The organism is Stenotrophomonas sp. P5_A8, from assembly GCF_056400545.1.
The window spans coordinates 1-11,883 of record NZ_JBFULB010000023.1; the positions used below are offsets into that span (position 1 = coordinate 1).

General features: G+C 68.9%; 8 protein-coding genes. 5 read left to right on the plus strand and 3 right to left on the minus strand.

The features are described from left to right. A partial coding sequence (locus tag AC1DQP_RS03200; RefSeq protein ID WP_478051088.1) for an ankyrin repeat domain-containing protein occupies positions 1–476 on the plus strand: 476 nt, incomplete at its 5' end. An 82-nt stretch (positions 477–558) separates the two neighbouring features. Here AC1DQP_RS03200 and AC1DQP_RS03205 read toward each other — a convergent pair. Continuing rightward, the gene (locus AC1DQP_RS03205) at positions 559–2,364 is read right to left on the minus strand and encodes a monovalent cation:proton antiporter-2 (CPA2) family protein (RefSeq protein ID WP_457317819.1); all 1,806 of its coding nucleotides are present in this window, start codon (positions 2,362–2,364) and stop codon (positions 559–561) included. A gap of 303 nt (positions 2,365–2,667) precedes the next feature. On the opposite strand from AC1DQP_RS03205, the gene mgtE reads away from it, so the two are divergent. The 3 genes from mgtE (at position 2,668) to AC1DQP_RS03220 (ending at position 8,384) form a co-directional block, all read left to right on the plus strand. Then, positions 2,668–4,038, plus strand: coding sequence for a magnesium transporter (gene mgtE, locus AC1DQP_RS03210; protein WP_457317820.1), 1,371 nt, complete (start codon positions 2,668–2,670; stop codon positions 4,036–4,038). Positions 4,039–4,907: 869 nt separating this feature from the next. After that, the gene (locus AC1DQP_RS03215) at positions 4,908–7,637 is read left to right on the plus strand and encodes a bifunctional acetate--CoA ligase family protein/GNAT family N-acetyltransferase (RefSeq protein WP_478051089.1); all 2,730 of its coding nucleotides are present in this window, start codon (positions 4,908–4,910) and stop codon (positions 7,635–7,637) included. Positions 7,638–7,685: 48 nt separating this feature from the next. Further along, positions 7,686–8,384, plus strand: a complete 699-nt coding sequence (locus AC1DQP_RS03220; protein ID WP_457317822.1) for an alpha/beta fold hydrolase — start codon at positions 7,686–7,688, stop codon at positions 8,382–8,384. 260 nt (positions 8,385–8,644) lie between these two features. Here the strand turns inward: AC1DQP_RS03220 and dkgB are convergent, their stop codons facing one another. Continuing rightward, complete coding sequence (dkgB, locus tag AC1DQP_RS03225; protein WP_478051090.1) at positions 8,645–9,448, minus strand: 2,5-didehydrogluconate reductase DkgB; 804 nt, start codon at positions 9,446–9,448, stop codon at positions 8,645–8,647. Between the two features lie 138 nt (positions 9,449–9,586). Beyond that, positions 9,587–10,801 (minus strand): MFS transporter, encoded by a 1,215-nt coding sequence (locus tag AC1DQP_RS03230; RefSeq protein WP_457317824.1) that lies wholly within the window; start codon positions 10,799–10,801, stop codon positions 9,587–9,589. Positions 10,802–10,929: 128 nt separating this feature from the next. Here AC1DQP_RS03230 and AC1DQP_RS03235 point away from each other — a divergent pair, with 128 nt between their 5' ends. After that, positions 10,930–11,832, plus strand: a complete 903-nt coding sequence (locus AC1DQP_RS03235) for a LysR substrate-binding domain-containing protein (RefSeq protein WP_478051091.1) — start codon at positions 10,930–10,932, stop codon at positions 11,830–11,832. The last annotated feature ends 51 nt before the right edge of the window (positions 11,833–11,883 follow it).

Sequence of the window (11,883 nt, forward strand, 5' to 3'; positions counted from 1 at the left end):
CGCAGCAACTGGGCCCGCTGCACTGCGCGGCGCTCTACGGCTTCAGCGCCCGCGACCGCTCGCGCCTGCTGGCCCTGCTAGACACCCTGCTGCTGGCCGGCGCCGAGCCCGACCAGGCCGCGGCCGGTTCGGTGACGCCGCTGTTGCTGCTGCTGGGCGCGCGCGCTGAACCGGGCACCGCCTGCGATGAGCAGGTCGTGCTGGCCGCGGTCGAGCGCCTGCTCGACGAGGACGTGTCGCTGGAGGTGCGCGATCCGCGCGGTTTCGGTCCGTTGCACCTGGCCGCCCTGCATGGGCTGCCACTGCTGGTGCAGCGCCTGCTGCGTGCCGGTGCCGACCCGGACGTGCGCGATGCCCTCAACCGCAGCCCGCGCGAGATCGCGGTCATGCGCGGTTTCATCGACGTGGCCGGCGAGTTCGAGCCGCGCGTGCCGGGCGTGTCCTCGATGGCGCGGTTCCTGCGCGACAACGGCTGATCCGGCGGACCACCCCGCGTAGCGCCGACCGTGGGTCGGCTCCCTTTCATCCCGTCGCCGCCAGCGCTTCCATCGCGCCGGTTCAACCGTGGCGGTCGCGATCCGACGCCTTTCCATCGCTCTCCGCATCGGCCTCGAACAGCTGCATCAGATCCGCGCGCGCATCGCGTGAGGTCTGGATCACCGCCGTCTCGTCGTCGTACACCAGGTACTGGTCGCGCAGCAGTTTTTCGTCATGTTCGCGGAAGCGCTGTACATGGCTGCGCGCGGTGTCCTTCGGGATGCCCAGCGCGATCAGCATCCGTTCGCTCAGCTCCAGGCTGGTGCCGAACACCTCGCGGAACGGTTCGGCGGCCATGTCCATCAACCGCCACGCGTGCTGGCGGTTGCGGGCGCGCACCAGCACCGCCGCATCGGGATAGTTGCGCCGGATCAGGCGCGTCGCGCGCATGTTCGCGTCCGGGTCGTCCAGGGTCACCACGTACACGCGGATATGCTCGCCGCCGGCCGCGCGCAGCATCTCCGGCCGGGTCGGATCGCCGTAGTACAGCTTGTTGCCGAACCGGCGCAGATCCGAGACCGTGTCCGGATTGGACTCCAACGCGACGAACGGGATCTTCTGCGCGGTCAGCAGGCGCGCCACCACCTGGCCGAAGCGGCCCATGCCGGCGATCATCACCTGCGGTGGCGCGCCGTCGGTATCCACCTTGTCGGCCGGCCGTTCGTCTGCCTGTGCCGCATCCTCGCTGCCCAGCAGCCGCATCAGCGCGATCATCAGCAGCGGCGTGATCGCCATCGACAGGCCGACGATCGCCACCAGGCGGTCGTGGTTGGCATTGCCCAGCAGGTTCGCGCGCTGCGCCTCGTTGAACACCACGAAGGCGAATTCGCCGCCCAGCCACAGTACGCTGCCCAGCATCAGCGCGTGCCGGGTACGCAGCCTGGCCAGCTTGCCGATGCCGAACAGCAGCCCGAACTTCACCACCAGCAGGATCGCCACGCCCGCGGCGATCATCGCCGGCTCGGCCACGATGCGGTCCAGGTCGATGCCCATGCCCACCGCAATGAAGAACAGGCCCAGCAGCAGCCCCTTGAACGGCTCGATCTGCGATTCCAGCTCGTGGCGGAATTCCGAATCGGACAGCAGCACGCCGGCCAGGAACGCGCCCAGGCTCGGGCTCAGCCCGGCCTCCTGCATGAACCAGGCGGTGCCCAGCACCACCAGCAGCGCCATCGCGGTGAACACCTCGGGGCTGCGCGTGCGCGCGATGATGTTGAACAGGCGGCGCAGCACGGGACGCCCGCACAGGATCACCACCGCCAGCGCACCCAGTGCCACCGCCACGTCCTGCCACTGCAGCGACTCGTTCTTGGCCCCACCCAACAGCGGGATCGCCGCCAGCAGCGGAATGGCGATCAGGTCCTGGAACAGCAGGATCGCAAAGCCCAGCCGACCGTAGTCGCTGTTGATCCCCTTGTGCTCGGACAGCAGCTGCAGGCCCACCGCCGTGGACGACAGCGCCAGTGCGATGCCCACGATCAGCGCGCTCTTCCACTGGAAATGATCGAGCAGCAACAAGCTGCCCAGCACGATCGCGCTGAGCGCCACCTGCAATGCACCGGCGCCGAACACCGAGCGCCGCATTACTTTCAGTCGTGCCGGCGACAGCTCCAGCCCGATCACGAACAGCAGCATCACCACGCCGATCTCGGCCGCGCCGAGGATGCGGTCGGCATCCTGCACAAAGCCCAGGCCATCGGGGCCCAGCACCACGCCGGCGGCCAGGTAGCCCAGCACCGCGCCCAGCCCCAGCTTCTTGAACACCGGTACCGCGATCACCGCCGCCAACAGCAGCACCAGGGCCAGCTCGAGCGCGCCGCTATGCATGGAGGGACCTGCTCATGGGAGTGTCGCCGGGCAATATCGAGGCCCATTATGCGACGCCGGCGTTGGCCCAACGTCAATCGCGGCCCAACACCGCAGCCGGCCACGGGTTGACCCGCCCTGCGCCCGGGTCCAGACTGCCCGCCGCTGCCGGCACGTCCGGCAGTACACCCTTGCGGAGTCCCCAAACMCATGTCCAGCGACAGTAGAAGTCGACCTTGCTCGACGCCAGTGATGGCCACCGCCTGACGAGGGACGGTTCGCCACTGCTGGCGTCGCGCATGGCGATCCCCACAGGCGAACCCGATGAACCAGAAAGACCTGCTGCGCCCGGTGGCCGATGCCGCCGCCCTGAGCGAACCGCTGGAGCACTTCAACACCGCCGACGCGGTGGAGTTCCTCAACACCCTGGAGCTGTCGCGCGCTGCCGACACGCTGGCGGCGTTGCCGTTGCCGCGTGCGGTGAAGATGCTCGAACAGCCCGAGCTCAACCGCAGCGGCGAGCTGGTCGGCCTGCTGCCGGTGGCCCGCGCCGCCGCCCTGCTCGGGCTGATGGCCGATGACCGCGCGACCGACATCGTCCATGAACTGGACGAAGACGAGCGCGCCCGCCTGATCCCGCTGCTCAGCGCCGAGGCACGCCACTCCATCCAGCAATTGCTCAGCTATCCCGCGCATACCGCCGGCGCGCTGATGACCACCGAGTTCGTCAGCGTGCCCGCCGACTGGACCGTCGGCCGCACCCTGCAGCACATCCGCGAAGTCGAGCGCACCCGCGAAACCGTCTACGCCATCTACGTGCTCGACCCGCACGCGCGCACCTTGGTGCAGGTGGTGACCATGCGCCGGCTGATCACCGGCCTGCCCGACGAGCCCATCCTCGAGGTGGCCCAGGTCAACCCGCCGGTCACCGTCGATGCGATGCTCGACCAGGAAGAAGTCGCCCAGCTGATCCGCCGCCACGACCTGCTTGCCATCCCGGTGGTGGACGCCCAGCAGCACGTGCTCGGCATCGTCACCGTCGACGACATCCTCGACGCCCTGATCGAGGAATCCACCGAGGACGCGCACAAGTTCGGCGGCATGGAAGCGCTCGAAAAGCCCTACATGCAGATCGGCTTCTTCGACATGATCCGCAAGCGCGCCGGCTGGCTCAGCGTGCTGTTCCTGGGCGAAATGCTCACCGCCAGCGCCATGCAGCACTACGAAGACGAACTCTCCCGCGCCGTCGTGCTTACCCTGTTCATCCCGCTGATCATGAGCTCCGGCGGCAACTCCGGTTCCCAGGCCACCTCGCTGCTGATCCGCAGCCTGGCCCTGCGCGAACTGCGCCTGCGCGACTGGTGGAAAGTCGCGCTGCGCGAAGTCCCCACCGGCCTCACCCTCGGCGCCATCCTCGGCGTGCTGGCGATGATCCGCATCGTGTCCTGGCAGCTGCTGGGCCTGCACGACTACGGCGAGCACTGGAAGCTGCTGGCCCTCACCATCGGCGCGGCGCTGGTCGGCATCGTCACGTTCGGCTCGCTGTCCGGCTCGATGCTGCCCTTCATCCTCAAACGCCTGGGTTTCGACCCGGCCAGCGCCTCGGCGCCGTTCGTGGCCACCCTGGTCGATGTCACCGGCCTGGTGATCTACTTCAGCATCGCCGCGATGATTCTCAGCGGCACGTTGTTGTAGTCCAACACGGTGAGTGCCAGCCACGCATGGCGTGGCTCTACCGGAATGCGCCGCTGTCCGCACGCGCGGCGGCATGCCCGTCGGGCACGGATGCCATTCCCGCCGGGCACGGATGCCATACGGTAGTGCCGAGCCATGCTCGGCAGAACAAAGAGGCATCAGCGAAGCCACACCAGCGCGTGGCCACACCGGAATGCGCCGGTGTCCGCACGCGCGGCGGCATGCCCCGCCGGGCACGGATGCCATTCCCGCCGGGCATGGACGCCATTCCCGCCGGGCACGGATGCCATACGGTAGTGCCGAGCCATGCTCGGCAGAACGAAGCGGCATCAGCGAAGCCACACCAGCGCGTGGCCACACCGGAATGCGCCGCTGTCCGCACGCGCGGCGGCATGCCCCACCGGACAWGGATGCCATTCCCGCCGGGCACGGATGCCACACGGTAGTGCCGAGCCATGCTCGGCAGAGCGAACCGGCACCGGCGAAAACCACACGAGCGCGTAGCCACACCGGAATGCGCCACTGTCCGCACGCGCGGCGGCATGCCCCATCGGGCATGGATGCCATTCCCGCCGGGCACGGATGCCATACGGTAGTGCCGAGCCATGCTCGGCAGAACGAAGCGGCATCATCGAAACCACACGAGCGCGTGGCCACGTGCGGAACACAACGGCGCCAGTGCGTACGGCGGCGCAGTTCAAGCCGTGTCTCGGCCGGGCAGGGCGGCGCTGTCCCGCACGAGGAAAGGAACTACCGGTGGACGCGCTGTCGAGCTGCCTTGAATCTCGATCCCGCACCTGCGCCAGATCATCACACCCACCACTCCAGCCGTGTACCGTGTCACCCATGACCCGGCGACTGTGCGGCCCATGAGCACCTACCACCTGCAATCCGTTTTCCGTCCGCAATCGGTCGCCGTCATCGGCGGCAGCCCGCGCGAACGCTCCGCCGGCCGCGCCGTCATGCGCAACCTGCGCGCCACCGGCTTCCCCGGCAAGGTCGCCTGGATCAACCCGCGCTACAGCGACATCGACGGCATCCGCACCGTCAAACGGCTCAAGGATCTCGACTGGGTTCCCGAACTGGTCATCATCACCGCGCCGGCCAGCATCGTCCCCCAGGTGGTGGCCACCGCCGCCGAGCGTGGCGTCGCCGCCGCCATCATCCTCACCGCCAACCTGGGCCAGGGCCCCGGCTCGCTCGCCGCCCAGGTCGAAACCGCCGCCCGCGCCAAAGGCCTGCGCATTCTCGGCCCGCACTGCCTGGGCGTCATCGCCCCGCATGCCCGTCTCAATGCCAGCATCGCCGCCCACTTCCCGCAGGCCGGCGACCTCGCCCTGATCTCCGAATCCAGTGCGATTGCCGCCGCGCTCGTGGAATGGGGCGTCGCCCGTTCGGTCGGCTTCTCCGCCGTGGTCTCGCTCGGCGACACCCTCGATGTCGACTTCGGCGACCTGCTCGACTACTTCGCCACCGACTACCGCACCCGCGCGATCCTGCTCTACGTCGAACACATCGGCGACGCGCGCAAGTTCATGTCGGCCGCGCGTGCGGCCGCCCGTGCCAAACCCGTCGTCGTGGTCAAGTCCGGCCGCCACATCCGCATCGATCCCGACGCCGACACCCATGTGCAGGCCCTGGCCAGCAGCGACGCCGTCTACGGCGCGGCGTTCAACCGCGCCGGCCTGCTGCGCGTCAGCGCGCTGGACGAGTTGTTCACCGCCGCCGAAACGCTTGGCCGGCTCGGCACCTTCCCCGGGCGGCGGCTGGCCATCCTCAGCAACGGTGGCGGGGTAGGGCGGCTGGCGGTGGACCAGCTGCTGGCGCTGCGCGGCAGCCTCGCCGAGCTGTCGCCGGCCACCGTCGCCCAGCTCGATACGGTGCTCCCGCAAGGCTGGTCGCGCAGCAATCCGGTCGACATCGTGGTCGACGCCGACGGCGAGCGCTACGCCGCCGCCATCGACGCGCTGATGTCCGACAGCGAAAACGACGCGGTGCTGGTGGTCAACGTGCCCACCGCGTTCACCTCCTCGGCCGACGCCGCGCAGGCGCTCACCCGCACCCTTGGCCTGCGCCCGCGCCACCACCGCGACAAACCGGTGTTCGCGGTCTGGCTGGGCAACGACGACCGCGCCACTGCCACCCTCAACGCGGCACGCGTGCCGACCTATCCCACCGAAGCCGAGGCCGTGCGCGGCTTCCAGCATCTGGTGCGCTACCGCGACGCGCAGGCCGCGTTGATGGAAACCCCGCCCAGCCTGCCCGAGGATTTCGTGGTCGACACCGTCGCCGCGCGGGCGCTGGTCGAGCGCGCGCTCGCTGCCGGCCAGCAGTGGCTGGACCCGATCGCCACCCACCAGCTGCTCACCGCCTACGGCATTCCCTCGGCGCCGGTGATGCAGGCGCGCGACGCGCACGAGGCGATGGACCTGGCCCAGCCGCTGCTGGAGCAGGGCGCCACGGTCGCGGTGAAAGTGTTCTCCGCCGACATCCCGCACAAGTCCGACGTCGATGGTGTGCGCCTCAACCTCGGCACGCTGCAGGCGGTGCATGCCGCCGCCACCTCGATCATCGCGCGGGCGCATGAAAAGCGCCCGGATGCACGCATCGACGGCGTGCTGGTGCAGCCGACCATCGTCCGCCCCAAGGCGCGCGAACTGATCGCCGGCATCGCCGACGACCCGACCTTCGGCCCGGTGATCGTGTTCGGCCGCGGCGGCACCGCGGTGGAAGTGATCGACGACAAGGCGCTGGCGCTGCCGCCACTGGACCTGCGCCTGTCGCACGAACTGATCGGCCGCACCCGCGTCTCGCGCATCCTCAAGGCGTACCGTGACGTGCCGGCCGCCGACGAACGCGCGGTTGCGCTGATCCTGGTCAAGCTGGCCCAGCTGGCCGCCGACATCCCCGAGATCCGCAGCCTGGACATCAATCCGCTGCTCGCCGACCGCGACGGGGTGATCGCGCTGGACGCACGCGTGGCCATCGCGCCCTCGCGCAAGCTGCACAAGGGCCGTGGCCATCCGCGTTTTGCCGTGTTCCCGTACCCGAAGGAGTGGGAGCGCACCATTACCCTGTCCGACGGTGCGCCCGCCTTCGTGCGCCCGGTGCGCCCGGAGGACGACGCGCTGTTCCGCGCGTTCTTCGCCCGCGTCACCGACGACGATCTGCGCCTGCGCTTCTTCCAGTCGGTCAAGCATTTCAGCCACGAGTTCATCGCCCGCCTGACCCAGCTCGATTACGCCCGCTCGATCGCGCTGGTAGCCATCGACCCGCGCAGCGGCGACATGCTCGGCGCGGTGCGCCTGCATGCCGACGCCGATTACGACCGCGGCGAATACGGCATCCTGATCCGCTCGGACCTCAAGGGGCACGGCATTGGCTGGCGCTTGATGAGCATCATGATCGAGTACGCGCAGTGGCTGGGCCTGAACATCATCGAAGGCCAGGTGCTGCGCGAGAACAGCACCATGCTGGCGATGTGCCAGAGCCTGGGCTTCAAGACCCGGCTCGATCCAGACGATTCCACCGTGATGGTGGTGACCCTGCCGGTGCAGGACGTGCAGGTGCCCGTGCCGCCAGATACCGCAACGCACTGAGCCGTTGGCGGCATGGCTCGTGCACGCCGGCGGGGCGACACTATCGCCATGACCGACCGCCTCCCCCTGCTTCTCCTCCCCGGCCTGCTCAACGACGCTGAACTCTGGCGGGCGCAGATCGCCGACCTGTCCGATATCGCCGACTGCAGTGTGGGCGACCAGACCCGTGGCGAGACGCTGCAGGCGGTGGTCGATGACGTGCTGGCGCAGGCACCGGCGCGTTTCGCCCTGGCCGGTTTCTCGCTCGGCGGCTTCGTCGCCCAGCAGATCCTGCGCACGGCACCGGAGCGGGTGCTGCGGCTGGCCCTGATCGATACGTCGATCCATGCCGATTCGCCCGAGCGCGCGGCCCAGCGCCGGTCGCAGCGCGCCAGCGTGCGCCTGCCCGGCACCTTCCACGGCTTTGGCGACACACTGATGCGCAGCTACATCGACGCCTCGCGGCGGGACGATTACGTGCTGGTGCAGCGCGTGCGCGACATGACCGCGCGGCTCGGTGCCGAGGTGTTCCTGCGCCAGAGCGCACTCGAACGTGGCGACGGCCACGACGCCCTGGCCAGCTACCGCGATCCGCTGCTGATCGTGTGCGGTGCCAACGACCGCATCACCCCGCTGGCGATCAGCGAGGAAATGCACGCGCTGGTGCCGGGATCGACACTGGTGGTGGTGCCCGATTGCGGGCACCTGGCGCCGATGGAGAAACCGGACGAGGTGAGCGCAGCGATGCGCGCATGGTTGCAGGCCTGATTCAATACTGTTGCCGCGGCCGCGGCCGCGGATGCTGGTAGGGCCGCATCCCGATCAACTGCCGTGAAATGCGCCAGGTTCCGGCAATGGCATGACCCGCGTCGACGCACGGGCTCCTGCAACGGCTCATGCGTTCGCCGCGCCGATCCACATGGTCGACGGTCGATACGGATCCGACCCTACCGCCGCCTATATCGGGAACACGGCCAGCAGGCGCGAAGGAAGAACACCACCGCGACTGCCGACCAGGCCCGCCTGCCTCAATCCCAGTCCGGCGCGATGCCTTCCGGGTTGGCCAGGCGMTGCCCACGGTCCAGCGTGGCGATCTGCGCCATGTCCGCATCGCTCAGGCGCAGGTCGGCGGCGAGCAGGTTGCTGGCCAGGTTCTCGCGCTTGGTGGAGGAGGGGATCACCGCGTAGCCCTGCTGCAATGCCCATGCCAATGCGACCTGCGCGGGGGTGGCCTGGTGGCGCTCGGCAATGGCCTGGATCACCGGGTCCTTGAGCACCTCGCCGTAGGCCAGGCTCATGTACGCGGTGACGTGGATGCCCTGTTCCTTCAGGAACGCGATCAGCGCGCGGTTCTGCAGGTACGGGTGCACTTCGATCTGGTTGGTGGCGATGGCATCGGCACCCAGGATCTCGATCGCCTGGCGGGTCTGGGCGATGGTGAAGTTGGAGATGCCGATCTGCCGGGTCAGGCCCAGCGATTTTGCTTCCGCCAGTGCGCCCAGGTACTCGGCCATCGGCACCGCATCCTTCGGCGAGGGCCAGTGGATCAGGGTCAGCTCGACATGGTCGGTGCGCAGCTTGCGCAGGCTCTCGCGCAGGCTGTCCAGCAGGGCATCGTGGCTGAAGCTGGCGATCCACACTTTGGTGGTCAGGAACAGATCGTCACGGGCCACGCCGGATTCGGCGATGGCCTGGCCAACCTCGGCCTCGTTGTCGTAGATCTGTGCGGTGTCGACGGCGCGGTAGCCCACGTCCAATGCGTTGCGGACCGAGTCGATGACGGTCTGGCCCTTGAGGCGGAACGTGCCGAGGCCGAATGCGGGGATGCTCATGAAAATTCCTTCAGGGGGGAGGCAGTGCAGGCTACGCCGTGCACCGTAAAGCGACGTAGAGCCGACCGTTGGTCGGCTGCTGTTGCGTGAAACGAACCGTTGGTCGGCTGCCGTTGTGGAGGTCCGCCACACGATCCATCAATGCGCACTCACCGCGATGCCGTCGGCGCGGTCGGCCACGCCATCGCGACGATCCAGGCGACCACTCAGCACGGTCAGACCCAGCGCGCCCAGTACCACCAGCGCACCCAGCCACGGGGTATGCATCAGCCCGAGGTGATCCACCACCAGCCCGCCCAGCGACGCACCGAGGGCGATGCCGACGTTGAAGGCGGCGATGTTCAGGCCCGAGGCGACGTCGGCGGCCTGCGGGGCGAAACGCTTCGCCTGCTTGACCACGTACACCTGCAGCCCCGGCACGTTGCCGAAGGCCACCGCACCGAGTGCGAGCACGGTCAGCAGCACCAGCCAGCTGTTGTAGGCGGTGAAGGTGAGCACGAACAGCACCGCGGCGAGCAACGCGAAGATCAACGTCAGCGCCGGGATCGGACCGCGACGGTCGGCCAGGCGGCCGCCCCACAGGTTGCCGATGGCCACCGACACGCCGTACACCAGCAGCACGCCGCTGACCGCGTTGGCCGAAAAGCCGCTGACGTCCTGCAGGATCGAGGCGAGGTAGGTGAAGGACAGGAACGTGCCGCCGTAGCCCAGCGCGGTAATCGCATACACCAGCAACAGACGCGGCTGCGCCAGTACCGACAACTGCTGGCCGAACGTGGCCGGCTCGCTGCGCTGCAGATTGCGCGGCACGAACAGCAGGCTGCCGATCAGCGCGATCACACCGAGCGCGGCCACGGCCAGGAAGGTCGCACGCCAGCCCAGGTGCTGGCCGATGAAGGTGCCCAGCGGCACCCCGGTGACCAGGGCCACGGTGAGCCCGGTGAACATGATCGCGATCGCGCTGGCGGCCTTCTCCTTGGGCACCACCGAGGTGGCGATGATCGAGCCGATCGAGAAGAACACGCCATGCGCCAGGCCGGTGAGTACCCGCGCCACGATCAGCGAGCCGTAGCCCGGCGCCATCCAGGCGATCACGTTGCCCAGCGTGAACAGCACCATCAGCGCCACCAGCAGGGTCTTGCGCGGCACGCGGCCGGTGAGGGCGGTCAGCACCGGCGCGCCCACCGCCACGCCCAGGGCGTACAGCGAGACCAGCAGGCCGGCCGAGGGCAGGGACACGCCGAGGTCGGCGGCGATGGTCGGGATCAGCCCGACGATGACGAATTCGGTGGTGCCGATGGCGTACGCACCAAGCGTGAGCGCCAGCAGGGCCAAGGGGATGCCACGGGACATGGTGGGTTACCGGTGGGAGGTGAGGCTGCGCAGTCTGCGCGCCGCACTCTTGCCGAAAAAGCGGCCTTCACGCCAATCACTCTTGCCCCATGATCAATAATAGGCCTCCCGCGTGCCGGCTCACCGCCATGAAAACCACCCTCGACGAAATGCAGGCCTTCATCGCGGTGATCGACAGCGGCTCGATCACCGCCGCCGCCGAAACCCTGGGCCAGACCACCTCCGGGGTGAGCCGGGCGCTGGCGCGGCTGGAGCAAAAGCTCGGTACCACGCTGCTGACCCGTACCACGCGGCGCCTGCAGCTCACCGAAGAAGGGGCCGCTTTCCTCGAACAGTCGCGCGCCATCGTGGCCTCGGTGGAGGCAGCCGAAGAGCAGATTGCCGCCCGCCGCGACCGTCCGGCCGGGCGCCTGCGCGTGGATGCGGCGATGCCGTTCGTGCTGCATGCGATCGCGCCGCTGGTCGCTGAGTACCGGGCGCGCTACCCGGACGTGCTGTTGGAACTCAACAGCAGCGAGCGCTACATCGACCTGCTGGAACGGCGCACCGACGTGGCGATCCGGATCGGGCCGCTGGCCGATTCCACCCTGCATGCACGGCCGCTGGCGCACAGCCGCCTGCGGGTCCTGGCCAGCCCGGCGTACCTGCAGCAGCACGGCACGCCCACACGCGTGGCCGAGCTGCGCGGGCACACGCTGCTGGGCTTCAACGAACCGGACTCGCTCAATCATTGGCCATTGCCCGGCGACACCGACGCACTGCTGCACGTGCGCCCGGCCATCGCCGTCTCCAGCGGCGAAACCCTGCGCGCGCTGGCACTGGAGGACGTCGGCATCGTCTGCCTGTCCGACTTCATGACCCATCGTGATCGCGACGCCGGGCGGTTGGTCCAACTGCTGCCGGAACTCACCGTGGAGGTGCGCCAGCCGATCCACGCGGTGTATTACCGCAACACGGCGGTGTCGGCGCGGATCAGCTCGTTCCTGGATCACCTGGCCGCCGCCATGGTCGGCGACCCCTACCTCCGGTAGTGCCGGCCGCTGGCCGGCAACCGCGCGATGCCGGGTTCATGGGGTTGCCGG